Origin of the sequence: Pedobacter sp. Leaf216 (assembly GCF_001421515.1) — a bacterium.
GTDB lineage: Bacteria > Bacteroidota > Bacteroidia > Sphingobacteriales > Sphingobacteriaceae > Pedobacter.
Genome location: NZ_LMKM01000007.1, coordinates 483647 through 504404 on the forward strand (window position 1 = coordinate 483647; position 20758 = coordinate 504404).

The 20758-nt window shown below is 37.8% G+C and carries 18 protein-coding genes and 1 tRNA gene; 13 read left to right on the forward strand and 6 right to left on the reverse strand.

What is annotated here, in order from left to right; all coding sequences use genetic code 11:
• From ASE74_RS07075 to ASE74_RS07090, 4 genes are all read left to right on the forward strand, one after another.
• Positions 1-74: transfer RNA gene (locus ASE74_RS07075), tRNA-Cys, on the forward strand.
• Between the two features lie 34 nt (positions 75-108).
• Positions 109-279, forward strand: a complete 171-nt coding sequence (locus ASE74_RS07080; RefSeq protein ID WP_055906241.1) for a hypothetical protein — start codon at positions 109-111, stop codon at positions 277-279.
• 419 nt (positions 280-698) lie between these two features.
• Positions 699-2186 (forward strand): hypothetical protein, encoded by a 1488-nt coding sequence (locus ASE74_RS07085; protein ID WP_055906244.1) that lies wholly within the window; start codon positions 699-701, stop codon positions 2184-2186.
• Positions 2183-2581: a hypothetical protein gene (locus ASE74_RS07090; RefSeq protein WP_055906247.1), complete on the forward strand. Its 399-nt coding sequence runs from the start codon at positions 2183-2185 to the stop codon at positions 2579-2581. Before ASE74_RS07085 ends, ASE74_RS07090 begins: the two co-directional genes overlap by 4 nt.
• A 222-nt stretch (positions 2582-2803) precedes the next feature.
• Here ASE74_RS07090 and ASE74_RS07095 read toward each other — a convergent pair whose 3' ends face one another.
• From ASE74_RS07095 to ASE74_RS07105, 3 genes are all read right to left on the reverse strand, one after another.
• On the reverse strand, positions 2804-3832 hold the full coding sequence (locus ASE74_RS07095) for a quinone-dependent dihydroorotate dehydrogenase (protein WP_055906635.1): 1029 nt from the start codon (positions 3830-3832) through the stop codon (positions 2804-2806).
• Between the two features lie 210 nt (positions 3833-4042).
• Positions 4043-4693 carry an NAD(P)-dependent oxidoreductase gene (locus ASE74_RS07100; RefSeq protein WP_055906250.1) on the reverse strand — a complete coding sequence of 217 codons (651 nt, stop codon included), beginning with the start codon at positions 4691-4693 and terminating at the stop codon, positions 4043-4045.
• 72 nt (positions 4694-4765) lie between these two features.
• On the reverse strand, positions 4766-5176 hold the full coding sequence (locus tag ASE74_RS07105; RefSeq protein ID WP_055906638.1) for an Rrf2 family transcriptional regulator: 411 nt from the start codon (positions 5174-5176) through the stop codon (positions 4766-4768).
• Between the two features lie 321 nt (positions 5177-5497).
• Between ASE74_RS07105 and ASE74_RS07110 the strand changes: the two genes are divergently transcribed.
• The 6 genes from ASE74_RS07110 (at position 5498) to ASE74_RS07135 (ending at position 13637) form a co-directional block, all read left to right on the forward strand.
• Entirely contained in the window at positions 5498-7405 is a 1908-nt protein-coding gene (locus ASE74_RS07110) for an ABC-F family ATP-binding cassette domain-containing protein (RefSeq protein ID WP_055906641.1), read from the forward strand.
• Positions 7406-7770: 365 nt separating this feature from the next.
• Positions 7771-9048, forward strand: coding sequence for a DUF5103 domain-containing protein (locus ASE74_RS07115; protein ID WP_055906253.1), 1278 nt, complete (start codon positions 7771-7773; stop codon positions 9046-9048).
• A gap of 310 nt (positions 9049-9358) precedes the next feature.
• A complete protein-coding gene (locus tag ASE74_RS07120; RefSeq protein WP_055906255.1) occupies positions 9359-10324 on the forward strand; it encodes an SUMF1/EgtB/PvdO family nonheme iron enzyme in 966 nt (321 codons plus the stop codon).
• 35 nt (positions 10325-10359) lie between these two features.
• Entirely contained in the window at positions 10360-11679 is a 1320-nt protein-coding gene (locus ASE74_RS07125) for a Gfo/Idh/MocA family protein (protein ID WP_055906258.1), read from the forward strand.
• A gap of 10 nt (positions 11680-11689) precedes the next feature.
• Positions 11690-12685, forward strand: a complete 996-nt coding sequence (locus tag ASE74_RS07130; RefSeq protein ID WP_055906260.1) for an FAD:protein FMN transferase — start codon at positions 11690-11692, stop codon at positions 12683-12685.
• Between the two features lie 25 nt (positions 12686-12710).
• Positions 12711-13637, forward strand: a complete 927-nt coding sequence (locus tag ASE74_RS07135) for a hydroxypyruvate isomerase family protein (protein WP_055906263.1) — start codon at positions 12711-12713, stop codon at positions 13635-13637.
• An 827-nt stretch (positions 13638-14464) separates the two neighbouring features.
• Here ASE74_RS07135 and ASE74_RS07140 read toward each other — a convergent pair.
• Entirely contained in the window at positions 14465-15952 is a 1488-nt protein-coding gene (locus ASE74_RS07140) for an alpha-amylase (RefSeq protein WP_055906645.1), read from the reverse strand.
• A gap of 269 nt (positions 15953-16221) precedes the next feature.
• Between ASE74_RS07140 and ASE74_RS07145 the strand changes: the two genes are divergently transcribed.
• Positions 16222-16743 carry an acyl-CoA thioesterase gene (locus ASE74_RS07145; protein ID WP_055906266.1) on the forward strand — a complete coding sequence of 174 codons (522 nt, stop codon included), beginning with the start codon at positions 16222-16224 and terminating at the stop codon, positions 16741-16743.
• A gap of 69 nt (positions 16744-16812) precedes the next feature.
• Positions 16813-17985, forward strand: a complete 1173-nt coding sequence (locus ASE74_RS07150; RefSeq protein WP_055906269.1) for a cation:proton antiporter — start codon at positions 16813-16815, stop codon at positions 17983-17985.
• A 244-nt stretch (positions 17986-18229) separates the two neighbouring features.
• Here ASE74_RS07150 and ASE74_RS07155 read toward each other — a convergent pair whose 3' ends face one another.
• Both ASE74_RS07155 and ASE74_RS07160 read right to left on the reverse strand, forming a co-directional pair.
• Positions 18230-18793, reverse strand: a complete 564-nt coding sequence (locus ASE74_RS07155) for a hypothetical protein (RefSeq protein ID WP_055906272.1) — start codon at positions 18791-18793, stop codon at positions 18230-18232.
• Between the two features lie 283 nt (positions 18794-19076).
• A complete protein-coding gene (locus ASE74_RS07160; RefSeq protein ID WP_055906275.1) occupies positions 19077-19481 on the reverse strand; it encodes an EVE domain-containing protein in 405 nt (134 codons plus the stop codon).
• A gap of 291 nt (positions 19482-19772) precedes the next feature.
• Here ASE74_RS07160 and ASE74_RS07165 point away from each other — a divergent pair, with 291 nt between their 5' ends.
• A complete protein-coding gene (locus ASE74_RS07165; protein ID WP_200912275.1) occupies positions 19773-20690 on the forward strand; it encodes a WG repeat-containing protein in 918 nt (305 codons plus the stop codon).
• Positions 20691-20758 lie beyond the last annotated feature (68 nt).

Below are 20758 nucleotides of genomic sequence, written 5' to 3' on the forward strand. Positions count from 1 at the left end.
GGTCGAGTGGCCGAGTGGCTAGGCAGAGGTCTGCAAAACCTTCTACAGCGGTTCGAATCCGCTCTCGACCTCCATTTGTACAAATAAAATAATTAAAAGGTTATTACCATGGCAGTTACCAGATTAAAAAGAAAAGACAGAAGGAATAAAAATACAGCTCACCAAGAGGTAGCATTTTTAAAAAGAGCAACTAACATTGAGTTAGGAAGCCGCTCTACTCAACCTAAAAACGATCAATTGGCTAAAAACAATGCTGTTTTAGCTGGTTTAGCAAAATAGTTTTTAGGAATTCTTCTTAAAAAATTTAAAGCATCCTTCTGATCAAAGGATGCTTTTTTTTGTGGCATTATTTTTCCGAACAAAAGATAAAAAGCAAAAACATTTTTCATAACTGAAAAAGACAACTGAAATCATGATTAGCATTCCCAACAGAATAAATTTAAACACTTCATCAAAATCAGGTTAATTGTGTATCTTGACAACGCAAACAAACCATTTAACAAGTGGTAGTTAGCAATTAATTGACCTGAAGATAAAAACATAGCAAAAATACCACTGCTAAAAAATTATTTTCAATGCAGTTATTACCATATAAGATAAAAATCATGGGTTAGTTATAACCCTATTAGCACCAAAGTACATCCCAGCTTAAGGTTGCTAAAAAATTATATAATTAGCGTTAAAATAAACCGCTTTAAATGGGAACAATCAAATACATTGCGAAAACCATTACAGAAACTGCAGAAAGCATTAAATGGATTGCCACCAATGGCAATATCACATTCAATGCAGCTGGTGAAATTATTCACCAAAGCAGAGATAAAGTAACGTATGGAGAATATGAACCGATTGAAAATAATGATGTAGATTTTAAGATCACCTTTTCATTAAATAAAAGCTATCAGAGCGTAGTTCCCTTGGGTATATTAGATTTTAACAATGAATATGAAAATCCATACTTTGCATTTGATTACTCACTGAGCTTAAATGATATAGACTCACTTCAATTTCAGATTACTGATGCTGATGGAAATGTTATTTATCAGTTGAGTAACTTAGCTCCTGTTGTGGTTATTGCATCTAGAGTACCGCAGATCAACAATAAAATCAAAGACTTGTTGCCTGCTTACCCATCCAAAACATTTGATTTCGGTGCAATTCTCGATCAATTTAGCCTTCTACCTGCCGACTACACAAAAGTTGGATCATACGTGTTGTATTGGGACGGTTTTGATAATAATGAAGTTTACGACAGCACACGTTTTAACAACAAAACCCTAACTGCCCAAGTAACAGCTATTAAGGCCGGTAAGAGAAAAAACATAAAGTTGGAATTTTCCACCCGATACGAAGAGGTAGATTGGGTTGATGTAAAAATAGACCGGAAAAAAAACCGGATTGATACTACATTAAGGGTTAACCTGCAAGATGGTGGAGCAAAAGGTTTGAATTGCTGGAAAAATACTAGGAACTTTAATCCACTCTCCAATAAAAGTGAAATATGTGATTGGGATAAAATACCCGAAAACTCGATAATGTTTTATGGCGAACAACCCATAAAAAAAAGAACAAGAACTTTTGAAGAATTAAGAAATTTAGCATTACGGGGAATTAATAAATATTGGAGCAGGAAATACGAAACAACGGGAGGTGTGGGAACTATTATCAACGGTGAGAAATGGGAGATAATGACAAATACCTTACAGGATATTAATGGAATGACTGCGCCTGAAATTATATTTTTCACCAATGATGAAGAAACAAATTTCACACGTTCACGTAACTGGGAATTATCTAGGAAACTCTTCTATATAGTAGGATATACATATGATAATGATTGGAAGACAAGTAAAGAAAGCATAAGATATTTGAACAAAGGATGGTATTTCAAGAAAGAATCAAATGCTGATGAAGAATTCTTAGAAACATCAGCACATGAAATTGGTCATCAACTGCTTTTAAAATATGGAGGTCATATCCTTTCTAAAACACACAAGGGCACCTCTAATTGGAGTATGATAATCCAAGAACCGAATCAAGACACTGCTTATCCTAAAAATGGGGAAATTGATTTAATGAAATACGCTGACGATTATTATCCTGTGGATTATTATCAAAGAGTAATCATAGCACCAGAAGACTTACTAGGACTTATATGGTTAACTAAAATTAAGGTAGGATTATGAAATGGATAATAATTGTTTATTTATTCATTTTTATGAGCTGTAACTTTTCAAGTTCAACTAAAGATAATTCAAGGAAAATTACTGATTACTATCATGGGATTGTTCTGAATGAGCAATTTGAAAAAGTAACAGGTGTGAGCGTAATGATTTTAGAACCTGGAAGTCATGCTGTTGCTACAGATAAGGAAGGCCATTTTGAAATAAAAAACAAAAAATTCAACAAAATCAATATTCAACTAGAAAAAAGCATAATTTTCGCTAAAGAAGGCTATATAACAGATACAGTATCCACATTATTAATTGGCCCAAATCATTTAGGCAAGAAAAAAAGTATCAATAACTATTTCATTCATGAAATACCAGATACCATAATTTTAAGGAGGAAACTTTTCTAACTGTTTAGAATTTTATAATCCATTCGCAATATTAAGTTCATTATTATTAAGCAATAAGGCACCGTAATACAATGTATTTAAGAAAACAAAATGAAAACCATAAATAGATTATTATCAAAGCGTAATCATATCACTAAAAGAATTATTAGAACTTTTTATGGTTAACTAAAATAAACCAATTTAGATCTCAGCTAATAAGAAAAATAGCTTTTACCAATTAAACTAAACCAGTGCCTTACAAATATTTTTGATCAACCCTGGCCCCTCGTAAATGAAGCCTGTATACAACTGAACAAGACAAGCACCAGCCGCTAATTTTTCTTTTGCATCTTCTGCCGAATGAATTCCACCAACACCAATAATCGGAAATGCTTTATTTGATTTTTCTGCAAGATAACGGATAACCTCTGTAGACCTTTCTTTAACCGGTTTACCACTTAAGCCACCTGTTTCGGCTGTTAAATCCTTTTCAGTGGCCAGGTTTTCTCGGCTTATAGTTGTATTGGTAGCAATAATGCCTGCAATTTTGGTTTCGGCAACAATTTCGATAATATCATCCAATTGGGCGTTGGTTAAATCAGGTGCAATTTTTAATAAAATCGGACGTGAGATATCATTTTTACGGTTGCGCTGCTGTAAGGTATTTAAAATCTTTTTTAAGGGTTCTTTTTCCTGGAGTTCGCGTAAACCAGGTGTATTAGGTGAACTTACATTCACTACAAAATAATCTACCACATCGAACAAACGATCAAAACATTTTATATAGTCGCTTACCGCATCTTCATTTGGTGTTGCTTTGTTTTTGCCAATGTTTCCGCCAACAACAATATCAGGATGTTTATCTTTTAGCAAGCGTAAACGCTCAGCCATTACATCTACCCCTTTATTATTAAAACCCATCCGGTTAATTAACGCTTCATCATTAGGTAAGCGGAACATCCGTGGTTTATCGTTTCCGGGCTGAGGCATTGGTGTAACTGTACCTACCTCTATAAATCCGAAACCTAAATTACTAAGCGATTCTACATATTCGCCATTTTTATCAAATCCAGCAGCCAAACCAACAGGGTTTCTGAATTTAATCCCAAAAACTTCGCGTTCCAAACCTTTAATATGAACATCGAAACTGCTACGGATTATGGTTTTACCCAATGGAAATTTATCATTAAACCATTTTAACCGCTTAACTACAAAATAATGTACGTTCTCAGGGTCAAATTTGAAGAATAGTGGTTTAATTAAGCGATACATGCCACGAAGATAAGAACTTAATATAAAAAATGGAAAAAAGGTTAATTGGCTCATTCTTTCATTAGTCTATACGGCCAAATCCAATCCTGAGTACAACATTGGATCAGAGTTGATGCTCAATAGTTTCATAACCATGCCAGATAAGCAACCTGGCCAATAACTATTAGACTATAAACCATCAACTCTAGGCAATGGCCTATTTACCAATGACTAATAAGCTGCGGTAAACTGCTCCTGGTGATGTGCATTATTCTCCAATTCATCAGCAATAACAATGGCTAAATCTTCTACTGATAAAATAGAACGACCTTCCTCATTAAAAACCGGACTTGTTTTACCCAAACGGTATTTACCAGTTCTACCTGTGGTAATTCCCTGGTGCATTTCAATAGCCGGACTAAAAAACAACCAATCCAATTCTTTTTCTTCTTTCAGGATATTAAAATAATCTCTTACAGCGGTTGCTCCTGGTTTATAGTCTGCCGGAAAGTCTGGTCCGTCTACAATCTGGTGGCCGTCAATCTGCAAAGTACCTGCACCACCAATAAAAATATAACGTTTAACGCCCGATGCTTTTACAGCAGCCTGTATAGCTTTTGCGCCTTCTACGGTATCATTATATAAATTTGGATTGGTCCAGCCTGCATTAAAAGCACTTACCACGGCATCAGCCCCTTTTAATGCTTCCGTTAATTGCTCGGTATCCAAAACATCAACTGTTACCTTTTGTACTTTATCATCGGTGTTTTCAATTTTAGTGGTATCGCGTGCAATGGCGATTACTTCATTACCACGGTTTACCAGCTCATTTAAAATGGCTTTGCCTACAAATCCTGAGGCTCCAATTAGTGCTACTTTCATGCTCTTTTAATTTTAAATTAGTATTAAATGTTAAATTGTAATATTATTTATTACAGTTTTAGTTAAATTTTTTTATTTAAACCCGGCACTAAACTCTTTTAATGATTTTGTTGCCAAATTCTTAACCAAAGCATTTTCTGCCTCAGCATATAAATTATTTAAATGCTTGGTAATCTGTTTACCTACCGGACAATCAGGATTTGGTTCATTTTTACTTTCGCCCAATAAACTTTTCTGCTTTACTGCTTTATAAACATCGCCCAGGTTAATGTCTTCAGGATTTTTAGCTAAAGTAGAACCTCCACCCTTCCCTTCTTTACTTTGCACAAAACCATGTTTATGCAAATTGGCTAATTCTTTTCTCACTAAAACAGGATTACAATTGATACTACCCGCAATATATTCAGAGTTCAATAGCTGTCCTTTTACCTGATCAAGAAGAGTAAGAATGTGAAGCGAGATAGAAAAGTGACTGCTGTTCATACTGTAATTATTTTTATTACAGAACAAAGTTATGATAATTTTTACCCGTTTTAAAAAATTAACATCATTTAACCCTATCCTGACAAATGACCTAACCGTTCTACAATAAATTTTTGAAGTTATAAAGCGCAGAAAAAGCGGAATATCGAGCATCAATTAAACGGCACTTCCTAATAAACAGAATGAAAAAAGTTTTTGTTTCGCTAAAACTGTTTTTTTGTGGGTTTTCTGAAAAACCAAATACAACTTAAAATTGCTGGTTACTCCTATTTGACTTTCAAACTGAAAAAAGCCTTTAAATTTTGTACTTTTGCAGCCGAAATGATTTCAATAAATAATTTAACATTCCTGATTGGCTCGAGGGCCTTGTACGATGACGCAAACTGGCACATTAAACCTGGCGACAGGGCTGGTTTAATTGGCGCCAACGGAACAGGAAAATCAACACTGCTAAAAATAATTGTAGGCGAATATGCACCTAGTTCGGGTACAGTTTCCATGTCGAAAGATTTGAAAATTGGTTACCTAAACCAGGATTTACTTTCTTACGATTCGCACCATAGTATTTTACATGTAGCCATGGAGGCCTTTGAACGCCAAAACCAGTTGCATGATGAGATTGAAGAACTTCTAAAGAAAATCGAAACGGATTACAGCGAGGAGGTTTTATTTAAACTTAGCGATAAACAGCAAGAATTTGAAGCTTTAGACGGATACAATATCGAATATAGGGCAAACGAAATTTTAGCTGGTTTGGGCTTTAGTACTGCAGATCAACTCCGCCCGCTAAATACCTTTTCAGGAGGTTGGCGTATGCGTGTAATGCTTGCCAAAATACTGTTGCAAACTCCCGATATCCTGTTACTGGATGAGCCTACCAACCACATGGATTTACCCTCTATTAAATGGTTGGAAAACTATTTAATGGGCTTCGAAGGAGCAATTGTAATTGTTTCTCACGATAGGTATTTCCTCGATAAAATTGTAAACCGCACGGTCGAATCACGTAAAGGGAAATTAACGGTATATGCCGGCAATTACAGTTTCTATGTAGAAGAAAAGGCTTTACGTGGTGAGATTCAAAAAGGCGAGTTTAAAAATCAACAGGCCAAAATTAAACAGGAAGAGCGTTTAATTGAGCGTTTTAAAGCCAAAGCAAGTAAAGCCAAGATGGCACAATCGCGCATGAAAGCTTTAGATAAAATGGAGCGTATTGATGATGTGGATGATGATAACCCAACAGTAAATTTTGCTTTCAAATTTACTAAACCATCGGGCAGGCATGTGGTACGCATAGAACACGCCAACAAAAGCTATCCAAATGTGCATATTTTGGACGATGCCGAAGGTGTGATTGAAAAAGGGGATAAAATTGCCCTGATTGGTGCCAACGGTAAAGGTAAATCTACTTTATTGAGAATGATTGCCGGAACAGAAAAATTTGAAGGTTTTTGTGAAACCGGTCATAATGTAACCACTACTTTTTTTGCTCAGCACCAGTTAGAATCACTGCACCTTGATAATTCTATTTTAGAAGAACTGCAAGCCTTTGCACCAAAACACAGCGATACTGAGTTGCGTAGTATTTTAGGTTGTTTCCTATTTACGGGCGATGATGTTTTCAAAAAGATTAAAGTACTTTCAGGAGGTGAAAAATCACGCGTGGCATTGGCTAAATCATTAACAACTGATTCGAATTTCCTTATTCTGGATGAGCCTACCAACCACTTGGATATTCAATCGGTAAACATCCTGATCCAGGCCTTAGAGCAGTTTGAAGGTACTTTTATCGCAGTATCCCATGATAGGTATTTCTTAGATAATGTGGCTAACAAAATCTGGTTTATCGAAGGCGAAAAGATTAAACAATACCCCGGCACTTATGCCGAATATGAAGAATGGAACAGTAAAAGGGTGATTCCGGTAGCGAAGCCGATTCCGGTTAAAATGCCTGAAAAACAAAAGGAAGCACCAAAACCAGTTTCGCCGAATACTGCTAATCAATTAAAAAAGCTGAACGATGAACTGCAAAAAATAGAAAAACTGATTGCTGATTTAGAGCAAAACGTTAAAAATATTGAAGCTGAACTGGCAGATGAAAATGTTTATGGTAAAGCCGATAAATTAGCTGAAGCCAACAAACGTTATTTGGCGGTCAAACAGGATTTAGATAACAGCCAGACTAAATGGGAAACTTTAGCTGCTGAAATTATGGAGCTGGAGGGTTAGTTTTAACCATCAATAGCTATAAAGCCGTTCTGATTCACATCAGGACGGCTTTTTTGTTTTTTTTTTGCCACAAAAGCACAGAAACACGGAGAGTAATGTTTATTGTGATTCTTCGTACCTCAGCATGACAGCATGTTTAGGGTTGCCGCAAGGCGCAAAAAACACCGTGTTAAAATGATTTAAAACCGAAGAGTTGTCAACTTTCTCTCCACCTTGCTATTCAAGTTGACAACTCTTAATAAATCAATTGAACCTCAATAATCCTCCGTGTCTCCGTGTCATGATATAAAAGAGTATTCCGTATAATCCGTAGCTAATTTCAACCTTGTGTTTGGCCACTTCCCAATAAAACTCTACTTTTAACCATGCAGAAAATACTAATTACGGTTTTATGTTTCATCTCTAGTTTGGCTTTTGCACAAAACAATAACAAGTTTACCAACGAGAACAAAATTTATCTACCGAATATTAAAACTGTACTTTGCTACAATAGCAATAAAGAGCAAAGTTTGCCCGTAATTATGCTCAACTCTTCAGAAACAATTAATTTCTCATTCGATGATCTGTTAGCAGGTACTAAAAACTATTGGTACACCATTGAGCATTGCACAGCAGAATGGCAACCTTCTCAGATTTCGAGCATCGATTATTTAGGAAGTTTTAACGACGACCGCATCATCAATTACCGTTATTCATCTAATACCACACGTAAATATACCCATTACGAAATCAGCCTGCCCAACACTCAAATTCAGCCTAAAATTGGTGGCAATTATGTGTTAAAAGTATATTTAGATGGCGACAAAAATAAACCTGTTATTTCGCAGCGTTTTTATGTTCTGGATAGTCAGGTGGCTGTAGCGGCAGAGGTAACCAACTCATTACAGGTGGAGAACCGGAACTACAAACAAAAGATCAACTTCACAATTAACCACACTTTTCCAATTACAAACCCTTATCAGGATGTAAAAGCCGTGGTGATGCAGAATTTTAACGCGAATACAATCCAAATTAACACCAAGCCTTCATTTGTAAGGCCAAATCAACTGGTTTATAACGACCTTAATACCAATGATTTTTGGGGCGACAATGAATTTAGAAAATTCGATACCAGGAGTTTGCGGTACAAAGCGGATAATGTTAAAGATATTTATCGCGATAATGAATCGGTAAATGTAATGCTATTTCAGGATGCTCCCCGTACTGTTGGTGCTTTTGCCAATCAATACGATGAAAACGGCAACTTTTTTATCCGAAATACAGATGGCCGTGACGACAGAACAGAATCAGAATACATGGGGGTTTTATTTACACTGAATGCCCCTGCCCCCAGCGCAAATGGTGATGCTTACGTGGTTGGCCGCTTTAACAATTACACCATGAGCAATGAAAATAAATTGCTGTATGATACCAATAGAAAACAGTTTTATGGCAACATTATGCTTAAACAAGGCTTATACGATTATGAGTTTGCCTGGTTTAATAAGGATACCAATGTAATTGAAACCAGGGCTTTTGAAGGTGCTTTCTTTCAAACCGAAAACAGCTACCAGATTTTTGTTTATTATCGCCGCCCTGGTGCCCGCTGGGATACATTAATTGGCTATACCAACCTAAGTAATAAGGTTACAGATAGAAGGTAAATAGCATTGCCTAAAGCTGTTCTTACAGGTAAATCCTTAACTATTCTATCGAAATAACCTGATAATTCTTATGCGGCAAAAACATCCACCTGTAATACGCTTAACTACAAGTTGGAAATAACGACAAACATATCCTGTCATCTTAACCCTCGAAATAAAGTGAGTTTTAATTGTCAACTTGACTTTTAATATTGTATTACTTACCTTTATTGTTACATTAATTTTCTTTGTTTAAAATGTGGTTATTTACATTAGTATTTCAGTAAGTAACCAGATAAACACATTTGATTAGTGTTTCTAACCGAAAACTATGTTCAAAAAATTAATTGCCGCTGCATTAATAATCAATCCATGCGTACAGCTTTTTGCGCAAGGCCCTAACAGTTCCTATACCCAATCCATCAACGGAACAAAACTAAAATTCGATATGCAGGCCATCCCTGCCGGAAAATTTAAAATGGGAAGCAAAACCGGAAAAGCCGACGAGCAGCCTGTGCATGAGGTTAAACTCGATGCTTTCTGGATCGGTAAACATGAGGTAACCTGGGATATTTTCGAGCCTTTCTTATACCGCGATTATGAAAAAAAAGCCAGCGAAGGTGCCGTTCCTCCCGAAGTTGATGCCGTAACCAGACCTACAAAACCTTATCTCGACATGACTTTTGGCATGGGCAAAGAACACCAGCCTGCAGTAGCCATGACCCAATATAATGCCATCCAGTTTTGCAAATGGCTTTATGTACGAACAGGCATTTTTTACCGTTTGCCAACCGAAGCAGAATGGGAATATGCCTGCAAAGCCGGAACTGAAACCGGTTATTCTTTTGGTGATGATGCCACTAAACTGGGCGATTATGCCTGGTACAAAGATAACAGCGACAATAAAACGCACCAGGTAGGTTTGAAAAAACCAAATCAATGGGGTTTGTTTGATATGTACGGGAATGTTAGCGAATGGACCTACGACCAGTACATTGGCGATTTCTACGGACAGAGCAAAGATAAAACAGTTGAAAACCCCGTTGCCGTACCAGAAAAACTTTACCCAAATGTTGTGCGGGGTGGCTCGTATGATGAAACCCCAGGCAATTTAACTTCTACGGCCAGGTTAGCTTCCGATCCATCATGGAAACAACTGGATCCTCAGATTCCCAAAAGCAATTGGTGGTTTCCTGAGGCGCCATTTGTGGGTATGCGATTGGTACGCCCTGTTAAAACGCCATCAAAGGCAGATATAGATGCTTATTACAATAAACAACCTATAAAAGATTTTTAAAAAATAAAACCTAACCAAAATAAAAACCTTTACACATGAAAAAACCAATAAACCAACAAGATCGCCGCGATTTTTTAAAGACAACTGCCATGCTTGCAGGCGGGGCAATGATAAGCAGTATACCATTAGCGGGGGCATATGCTTCGGGCTCAGACACCATTAAAATTGCCTTAATTGGCTGTGGCGATCGTGGTACAGGGGCGGCTTTCCAGGCTTTAAGCACTAAATTTAATATTAAACTGGTAGCCATGGCCGATGCTTTTCAAGATCGGTTAGATAGCAGCTATCAATCTTTAAGTTCGAAATTTGCAGCTAAAATAGATGTTCCAAAAGAACGCCAGTTTGTAGGTTTTGATGCTTATTTAAAAGCAATTCCTTTGGCCGATGTGGTGCTGTTAACCACTCCGCCGGGTTTCCGTCCTATTCATTTTGAAGAAGCGGTAAAGCAGAACAAACAGATTTTTATGGAAAAACCTGTTGCTGTTGATGCACCTGGAATAAGAAGGGTACTTGCGGCGGCTGAAGAAGCTAAGAAGAAAAAATTAAATGTTGTGGTTGGTTTACAACGCCGCTATCAAACCAATTACCGCGAATCGATGAAACGGATCAACGATGGTGCAATTGGCGATATTATGTCGGGCCAGGTATATTGGAACAGCGGTGGCGTATGGGTTCGCCCGCGTAAGCCAAACCAAACAGAGATGGAATACCAAATGAGAAACTGGTATTATTTTAACTGGCTTTGTGGCGATCATATTGTAGAGCAGCACGTTCACAATATTGATATTGCCAACTGGATAAAGAACGGACACCCGGTATCTGTACAAGGTACAGGAAGCCGTGCCTGGAGAACAGGTAAGGATTATGGTGAGATTTACGATAACCACTCTATTGAACTTACTTATGCAGATGGCGCGGTGATTAACAGCCAGTGCAGGCATTTTGAGGGCATCAGCAATCGTGTTGATGAATCTTTCCAGGGTACAAAAGGTAAAATTTATCTTTCAGGAAGCAATCAGGCCATTATGAAAGATTACAGTGGAAAAGAATTGTATAACCACAATACCAAAGGGAACGCCAATCCTTATCAAACAGAACACGATGAACTTTTCGATGCTGTTTCAAAAGGGGAATATAAATTTAGCAATGTAGATTATGCAGCAACAAGCACCTTCTCTTCAATCATTGGCCGTTATGCTACTTATTCTGGTCAAACCATTAAATGGGATGAAGCTTTAGCCTCAAATATCAGTTTAATGCCTGAACGTTTTGCGTGGGATGCCAACCCTAAATTAATGCCTGATCAGAATGGTTTATACCCGATTGCTATGCCAGGACAAGGAAAAGTGATCTAACCATAAATTAATGCGCTATAGATCTCTGCTTTTCTTTTTACCGGTTATTTTCGCTTTTCCTTTTAAAAAGGAATTAAGGCAATATAAAATTAGCGGTTATGCACAGGGAACAGATTATGCTATAATGTACTATGCCACTGATAGCCTGGCTACCAAACAAGGAGTAGATAGTTTATTAAATGAAATTGATTTATCAATGTCGCTTTATAAAAAGGGATCATTGATAAATCAGTTTAATTCGGCAGAGCAAGCGATCAAAACCGATCATTTGATAAACGATGTGCTTAAAAGGAGTTTCGAAATTAACCAGGATACCAAAGGGATTTTCGATATTACCGTTGCGCCTTTGGTACAGGCCTGGGGTTTCGGACCGAAAGATGCAAAAGCGGAACCAGATCCTTCGACTATCCAATCGATACTGGCATGCGTAGGCATGAAAAACCTTAAACTTAAAAACGGGATACTGAGTAAATTAAAGCCATGCGTGCAAATCGATTTAAACGGAATTGCACAAGGTTATAGTGTAGATTTAATTGCTGCTTATCTCGAAAAAAAGGGAATTAAAAAGTATGTGGCCGAACTTGGTGGAGAAATCAGAATTTCCGGACCTAAACCAAATGGAGAAGCCATGAAAATTGGCATTGAAGGTCCGGATAAAGATGGAACTCCGGTAATCAGGCATATTGCTGCTATAAATTCGGGAGCCATTACTACATCTGGCAACTACCGTAAGTTTCATCAAAGTGGAAAGAAAAAGATTTCACACCTGATTGATCCTAAAACGGGATATCCGCTCGATAATGAGATGATCAGCGTTACCGTTTATGCCAACGATGCCATCACTGCCGATGGCTATGATAATGCCTTAATGGCGATGCACCTCAAAGATGCAATGGCTTTTGTAGCAAAAAGAAAAAACCTGGAAGCTTATTTTGTATACCACCAAAAAGATGGCACAGTTGCCGATACGTTATCCGCAGGATTTAAAGAACTAATTACACACTAATACCAATCAGTTTAGAACCAAACCGATGAAAAGAAGTGAATTTATAAGAAACAGCTTGCTTACGGCAGGAGCAATTACCACCGGAGCCGGAATTACCAATACATTCGCCACCGAAAAACAGCAGGCATTATTAAGCGATAAAACTTTTAACCTTGATTATGCGCCCCATCAAGGCATGTTCGAAAACCATGCGGGCAAAAGTTTTTTAGATCAGATCCAATTTATGTACGATAAGGGTTTCCGATCTATCGAAGATAACGGCTTTTTAAACCGCCCGGTTGAAGAGCAGGAAAAAATAGGAAACTTATTGGCAAAACTGGGCATGCGCATGGGTGTTTTTGTGGTTGATGGTGGCGATAACTGGAAAACTTCTTTAACAACCGGTAAAAAGGAATTTAAAGATAAGTTTATCGAAACCTGTAAAAAATCTGTTGAAGCCGCTAAACGTTGCAACGCAAAATGGCTTACTGTTGTACCGGGCTTTTACGAACGCAATTTGCCATATGGCAATCAGTTTGCCAATGTAATTGATGCCATGCGTGCAGGTGCTGAAATTTTTGAGCCTCATGGATTGATTATGGTTTTAGAAACCTTAAGCGATACTCCGGAACTATTTCTCCAAAAAACAAACGAAACTTATGCCGTTTGTAAGGCAGTTAAAAGCCCGTCGTGTAAAATTCTGTATGATATTTACCATATGCAGCGTACGGAAGGTGATTTAATTAAAACTATCGATCGCTGCTGGGATGAAATTGCCTACATCCAAATTGGTGATAACCCGGGCAGGAAGGAACCTACTACCGGAGAAATCAACTATAAAAACCTGTTTAAACACCTCCACCAAAAAGGTTATAAAGGAGTTATGGGTATGGAACACGGTAATTCTAAAGGTGGCAAAGAAGGTGAGCTGGCTGTTATTTCTGCTTATAGAGCAGAAGATAATTTTTTATAGAGATAAGTTTTGTAAGCCTAATTATTCATATCATCGGTAATCTGTGTGCTTACAGACAACTTGTTAGAATTTCATAGAAATGGTTAGTGAGTATATACAGTTGCGTTCGCATTAAGATTCACGTATGCACGGGAATGACGCATGGGTATAGATAGAGACCATGGCGTTCTCACTAATTACCAAGTTCAAAGATTTCTCCATTCCGTTGCACTTCAGTCGAAATGACGGCCGACAACTAACAGTGCTTCAATGAAACCCGCGTTTATGCGATTGCCAATTTCGTATCATCCGTGGTCTGTGTGCTTACATACCACTTGTTACGATTTCAGAGTAAAGATAAGTAAGGACATATAAAATGGCGTTCGCATTAAGATTCCCGTATGCACGGGAATGACGCATGGGGTATAGATAGAGGCCATGGCGTTCTCACTAATTACCAAGTTCAAAGATTTCTCCATTCCGTTGCACTCCAGTCGAAATGACGGCCGACAATTAACAGTGCTTCAATGAAACCCGTGTTTATGCGATTGCCAATTTCATATCGTCCGTGGTCTGTGTGCTTACATACCACTTGTTATAATTTCATAGAAATGGTCCGTGAGGACACGGACCATGGTATTTGATGCAGAAATCCGTGTTAATCAGTGTTCATCTGTGGTTAAAAATATTAACCTATTAATAGCGTCCGTGGTCTGTGTCCTCACAGACCACTTGCTACGATTTCATAGAAATGGTCCGTGAGGACACGGACCATAGCGTACAAACTAATTACCAAGTTCAAAGATTTCTCCATTCCGTTGCACTTCAGTCGAAATGACGGCCGACAACTACCCTACTTTCAAAATCCAAACTGATACGCTACCGGCATTACAATGAAACTCAGCCCAGCCGTTCTCATCAATGGTTACTTGCCCTTCTCTATAGCCTAGGGCATCAATAAATGTTTTTCCGGCAAAGTGTTTTCCAACCTCCATTGCCTTAAAGCCTTCTTCTCCGGTGCTTAACAATACCGCTACACCACTGTTTTCATGCTCTTCGTCGCCAGCGCGTGTCCAGCCTACGCAAATGCCATGATCAAAATAATCGCGTTGTTCACCGTAGGCCAGTTCGGCACGAATTTTACTCATTGTTTCTACAGCCGGAATTGCCGCCAATTCAATATGCACATCTTCACCTTCATTGTTTTTATCATCATAAATTCCACCATATAAATCAGGGAAGAATAAACAAGGAATCCCTTGCATACGCAATAAAATGATGGCATAAGCCAATGGCCTGAACCAAAATTCTACATAAGATTCTAAGGCCTGTAAAGGTTGTGAATCGTGGTTATCGACGAAAGTTACCGCAAGATCTGGCTTGGTTTGAACCAGGGTGCCTTCAAAAATGGTGCGCATATCAAAAGATTCATCTTTGCTGGCCATAAAGAATTTGTGGTGCAATAGGGAATCAAATATCTGTGTACGACCGCCAGTTGCTTCAATATAGGCCAGCTGACCTTGAATATCGACTACATTCCAATCTTCGGCAACAATAAAAAACTCGCGGTTAAACTTATGGTTTAAATGGTCAATCCATTCTACAATAAAGTCTGAGCTAATGTGTTTAACGGCATCTAGCCTAAAGCCATCCACTTTTGTGGTTTCAACCACCCACTCGCCCCAATATTTCAATTCTTCAATTACAGCCCTATTGCGGTAATCGATATCATTAAACATTAAATAATCGTAATTGCCGAACTCTGTAGATGGAACATTCTCAAAACCTTCACCTAAATAGTTCTGAATAGAATAAATTGCTGTTTCCTTTCTGTCTTCGGCCCAATCTACCCCGCTAAAACACATATGATCCCAGATAAATTCTGAATATTTGCCTTGCCTGCCGGGGAAAGTAAATTTCGTCCATGCTTCTATTTCAAAAACATCACTTGTAAATTCATTTCTATTGTCAGGATTTACCGTTTTCACTTTAACTTTTTCCAGCTCATCGCCACCGGCTTTGTGGTTAAATACGGCATCGGCCAGGGCTGCTATTCCATTATCATGCAGGGCATTTATCGCTTTAAGATATTCTTCTTTGGAACCATGTTTGGTTACAACACTACCTTTTTGATCAAACTCCCCCAAATCAAACAAATCGTAAACGGCATAACCTACATCATAGGCTGCATTGTTCGATTTGTAGGCTGGTGGCAACCAAACGGATGTTACGCCAATTTCTTTTAAATGATTGGCTTCAGTAGCTACTTTTGTCCATAAATTTTGTTCCTCGTTATAGTACCAATGGAAAAATTGGATCAGGGTCTGGTTTTGCATTAATTCGATTTTTTTGTAAGGATAACATGATAATTGTGGAATTGTTTTCGGCATTAACAGGCAACAATTCTGCGTGCGCTACGCCCCTGATGCTGCCGATACAGGCACCAAACGAGTTAATTTGGTGGTTAGCTGTTTAAACTGCGTGATGAATCTTCTACAAGTTTTTACACTAATTAAACAGATCAGTAAGAAAAATATCTTTTCAACCCATTGGCATCCATTTGCAATGCCATTTTAACACACAATTTATTTACTTTTGCGCTTAAATGAGCCTTAAAAAGAAATTTGCCAAAGAAAGCTTTACCATCATGAACGAGTTGGTATTGCCGAATGATACCAATACATTAAATAACCTGATGGGTGGGCGTTTACTGCATTGGATGGATATTGCCGCAGCAATTTCGGCACAAAAACATTGCAACCGGATTGTGGTTACCGCCTCTGTTGATAATGTTTCTTTTAAACATCCAATAAAACTGGGCGATGTAATAACCATTGAAGCCAAGGTAACCCGTGCATTTAATACTTCAGTAGAGGTACGTTTGGATGTTTGGGCAGAAAATATTCCTAGCGGTGCACGCCAAAAAAGTAACGAAGCATATTATACCTTTGTTGCTTTAGATCAGAGCGCGCGCACCATCCCTGTACCAGAATTAATACCCGAAACACCCGAAGAGGTAGATTTGTATGATGGTGCTTTACGCCGCAGGCAGTTGCGCCTGGTTTTAGGTGGAAAAATGAGCCCTGATGATGCAAGCGAACTTAAGGCACTTTTCTTTAAAGCATAATTTTTACATTAAATTTCTTTGCCCTTAGTTTGATTGTTTTATTTTAGCAGCTTACCTACGCTGAAAAATATGACAACTTATACCATTCTTATTATTTTAAGCGGATTAGTAATTTTCTCTTATCTGTTTGATTTAGTGGCGAGTAAAACTAAAATACCATCAGTTTTATTGCTGCTATTGTTGGGCATTGGCTTACGTTTTTTAGTAGACTACCTTAAAATACAAACCTTTAATTTCCTTTCCATTTTACCAACGCTGGGTACGGTTGGCTTAATTTTAATCGTTTTTGAAGGCTCGCTCGAACTCAAATACGATCAACATAAAAATAAGATCATTAAAAGTGCATTTCTATCTGCCTTAACCATATTATTGGGTACCATTTCGGTAATCACAATTATAATTTATCAAATTAGCCATCAAAACCTCTATACCTGTATTGCAAATGCCATTCCTTTTAGTGTAATCAGCTCTGCTATTGCCATACCTTCTGCCGCAGCTTTAAGTAATAAAGACAAAGAATTTGTGATTTATGAATCTTCGTTTTCTGATATTCTAGGGATCATTATCTTCAATTTCGCAATTACAAACCACTCCATTACCACCTCGGCATTTATTGGGCTTGGGCTGAGTACATTTCTAATTCTGTTATTATCTGCCATTGCCTGTGTGGTACTGTTGTATATCATGGGGCGTTTGGTACACCATATTAAGTTCTTTTTAATTATTGCCATACTGATCCTTGTGTATGCCATCGGCCAATCGTATCACCTTTCTTCACTGGTTTTGATCCTCAGTACAGGGCTTTTTCTCAACAATGCCGATACCATCCGGAATGTATGGTTCAGAAGTATATTTTTATATAAAAACTTAACTGCCGATTTATCGCAGCTTTATCAGTTATCGGCAGAGAGTGCCTTTATTTTACGCACCTTTTTCTTTGTTATTTTTGGTTTTACCATGAATATTAACGACCTGAACAATAAAATTGTGCTGGCCAACGGCTTTTTCATTCTGGCCTCTATATACACCATCAGGATTTTCTTTCTTAAGGTATTTAAAAAGGAAAGCCTTACCCCGATTTTATACATTGCACCCCGCGGGCTGATCAGTATTTTACTCTATTTCAATTTACCGGCAAGTTTAAAAATACAGCAAGTGGGTACACCATTTTTGTTCCTTGTTGTACTCGGATCGAGCATTGTAATGACCTTAGGGATTACCTTGAGCACAAAAAAAGGTTGATTTGTTGATTGATTTGGGCACTCAATTGTTTTTATTGAGCAACCCAATCATAAGATCGTAGGTGAACGAAGCCACGCGGAATGGAGAGATCTTTAAAATATCTTATTGGAATTAAAAGCTTTCTGCACTGTGGTTTAAAGTCGGTTTTTTGCATCTGTCATCTCCACTCAAATGTCTTTTTTCGCGAAAGATGATCCTTCTAGATCCGGAAACGCGAGGTGATCGGCTAATGAAAATAAATCACCTATGGTTTAAATGTAGATGAAATATCTTTCATTCTGCGCAGCTCTGCCAAAACATTTGGGTTAGCCTGATAATAAATGGAATAGTAGCTGAGCTCGTTTAATTGATTACCTGGATGCTGTTTGAAATTAAAGCGGGCGATATTGGGATTAATGGCATGAATGGGAAGTGCAAGGGTATTTACAAGTGCGTTAAACACTACCGAAATAATGGTTTTTGAAGCGTATCCTGCTAAATCTGGCTGTTCGTGCCCCCATTGATCTATCATTTTGCCCCGCGAATCGGTTTTGTATTCCGTTCCGGGTTCATCGCCAACCTTTAAAAAACTTGTGCCTTTATATCCTTTTTTAATGGTTCTGATCTGTACTGTTTTAATTTCTTTAATAGGGACATTTATATATTCGCCATCGTGGTTTAAAACAACATCAAGCGAATCTACTTTGTACAAAATCCCTTTATACTTGCCGTTTTGGGTTTTAAGAATGGCAATATGTGGTTTTATAATTTGAGCCATTGCAAAATTGGCAAACAGGAAAAAGACGAAAGTAAAATAGAGCGTTTTCATATTGATGTTTTAAGGTGAATCAATATAGTAAGGTTTCTACCGGATTACAAATTTTTTACTCACTGAATTAATCCAAAATGCTGATGATAATGACGTAGTCTAAATAATTTCATCACTCGAAATATAAGTAATCGCATTTCGACTACGCTATTATTACCAGCACCTGGTTGAGAGGGCTTCACCTCAACCAAAGTATTGCAAAATGTAAAGATTTATTTTATGAGACTCCCCAGGATAAGCACCTTAGTTAATCAACCCTGGATTTTAGATTATTGACTGGAACCTAACTCCCCATTTCTAAAATCTTATCAAATTCTGCTGCCTTTAAAGGCATTACCGATAAACGGCCCTGGCGCACCAAAGAAATATCAGTTAAACTTGGCTCAGCTTTAATCTGCTCCAATGATACCGGATTTTTCAGACTCTCCACAGGTGATAAATCAACCACTACCCAATTTGCATCATCGGTGGTAGGATCCTGATAAAATTCTTTTACAACCTTTGCAATTCCAACAACGTTCTTGCCTTCGTTACTGTGGTAAAAAAGCACTAAATCGCCCTCTTTCATGGCTTTGAGGTTATTCCGGGCCTGATAGTTACGCACGCCATCCCAAAAGGTACGGCCATCCTGATTAAATTTTTCCCAACTGTATTTAAAAGGCTCTGATTTTACTAACCAATGGTTCATCTGTGTTTCTTTATTTAAAAGCCCAAAACTAACAAAACGGAATGGATTAGAAAATAGGTTGGAGAATTTCGCACACGCGGGACACGTGCGCCAGCGAGTGGGAAGGATTCAAATTCAGCGTATCTTGTGTAATCGAAAATGCTGCGTTACGCTTGTGTAAAATAAGGACGAATCATGTTGGTGTACAGCTGATGATTTAGCACATATTCTCAGTTCGCAGGCGGTGAGCAATATTATATTTTATTTCTAAATACTATTTAAACCCATATCTTTAGCTTATAACTCCCTCATATGCCAAAGTATTTCATGTTTGCCTTTATCCTTTACATAGTGTTAAGTTCAAGATCAATTTGTAATGCTCAAGAGCTTCTGCCGTTTCGCCAAGACTCTCTCTGGGGATTTCGTGATGAGGCTGGAGAAACTAAGATAGTTCCTCAATATAAATATATAACAAAGTTTAGTGGCCAATATGCTATTGTTAGCGATGGTCGACTGCTTGGAGCAATTGATAAAGCCAATAGGTTAATTATTCCAATTCAACATGAGTATTTAGCCAGTTTGGGGACGGATGATTTCCTGTTTGGTGATAAATCAAAGTACTTCGGTGAGTATATAATGGGTGTAATCCATAAAGATAATTCAGTAATCATTCCTAAAGCGTACAGCTACATCAGTAAAACCAATGGATTGTATGCAGTAACAAAGAATTTGGATAGCGTAATTAGTAAAACCTCCATGGGCGATCTACGTTCAGTCAAGAAGCTATACGGTCTGATTGATAATGATGGAAAGACTATAATCCCTTGTGAATATAGTTATTTGCTATGGGCCAATAATAAGCTTCTAGTCTTGACGAAAGATGATAAAAGTGGGCATCAAGCATTATTTAATAGAAAAGGCAAGCAACTCACTGGCTTCGAGTATAAAGTCTTTGGAGATTTCAAAGAAGGTGTTGCTAAAGCCAGAATAGGGAATAAATATGGTTTCATATACCCTAATGGAAAATTAGCTATTCCAGTTAAGTTCCAGTATTGCGAAGATTTTATTGGTGGTTATGCAATAATACAAGAAGGAGATAATTGGGGCGCTATAGATAAGCGTGGCAATATTGTTATCAAACCTAATACAGACTACAAATCTGTGGTTGAGCACTTAAAAAATAAATATGGAAGAATGCAGGTGATTGAAAAACCTAAAGTTGACATATGATTAGGTTTTACTAGTGTTCCCATTGCCTCGTGCTTATTACATAAAACATAACGTTGCATGGTTCTGCG

Coding starts and splice junctions, on each gene's coding strand:
- ASE74_RS07080 (WP_055906241.1), top strand. CDS start 109: ATGGCAGTTACCAGATTAAAAAGAAAAGACAGAAGGAATAAAAATACA.
- ASE74_RS07085 (WP_055906244.1), top strand. CDS start 699: ATGGGAACAATCAAATACATTGCGAAAACCATTACAGAAACTGCAGAA.
- ASE74_RS07090 (WP_055906247.1), top strand. CDS start 2,183: ATGAAATGGATAATAATTGTTTATTTATTCATTTTTATGAGCTGTAAC.
- ASE74_RS07095 (WP_055906635.1), bottom strand. CDS start 3,832: ATGTATCGCTTAATTAAACCACTATTCTTCAAATTTGACCCTGAGAAC.
- ASE74_RS07100 (WP_055906250.1), bottom strand. CDS start 4,693: ATGAAAGTAGCACTAATTGGAGCCTCAGGATTTGTAGGCAAAGCCATT.
- ASE74_RS07105 (WP_055906638.1), bottom strand. CDS start 5,176: ATGAACAGCAGTCACTTTTCTATCTCGCTTCACATTCTTACTCTTCTT.
- ASE74_RS07110 (WP_055906641.1), top strand. CDS start 5,498: ATGATTTCAATAAATAATTTAACATTCCTGATTGGCTCGAGGGCCTTG.
- ASE74_RS07115 (WP_055906253.1), top strand. CDS start 7,771: ATGCAGAAAATACTAATTACGGTTTTATGTTTCATCTCTAGTTTGGCT.
- ASE74_RS07120 (WP_055906255.1), top strand. CDS start 9,359: ATGTTCAAAAAATTAATTGCCGCTGCATTAATAATCAATCCATGCGTA.
- ASE74_RS07125 (WP_055906258.1), top strand. CDS start 10,360: ATGAAAAAACCAATAAACCAACAAGATCGCCGCGATTTTTTAAAGACA.
- ASE74_RS07130 (WP_055906260.1), top strand. CDS start 11,690: ATGCGCTATAGATCTCTGCTTTTCTTTTTACCGGTTATTTTCGCTTTT.
- ASE74_RS07135 (WP_055906263.1), top strand. CDS start 12,711: ATGAAAAGAAGTGAATTTATAAGAAACAGCTTGCTTACGGCAGGAGCA.
- ASE74_RS07140 (WP_055906645.1), bottom strand. CDS start 15,952: ATGCAAAACCAGACCCTGATCCAATTTTTCCATTGGTACTATAACGAG.
- ASE74_RS07145 (WP_055906266.1), top strand. CDS start 16,222: ATGAGCCTTAAAAAGAAATTTGCCAAAGAAAGCTTTACCATCATGAAC.
- ASE74_RS07150 (WP_055906269.1), top strand. CDS start 16,813: ATGACAACTTATACCATTCTTATTATTTTAAGCGGATTAGTAATTTTC.
- ASE74_RS07155 (WP_055906272.1), bottom strand. CDS start 18,793: ATGAAAACGCTCTATTTTACTTTCGTCTTTTTCCTGTTTGCCAATTTT.
- ASE74_RS07160 (WP_055906275.1), bottom strand. CDS start 19,481: ATGAACCATTGGTTAGTAAAATCAGAGCCTTTTAAATACAGTTGGGAA.
- ASE74_RS07165 (WP_200912275.1), top strand. CDS start 19,773: ATGCCAAAGTATTTCATGTTTGCCTTTATCCTTTACATAGTGTTAAGT.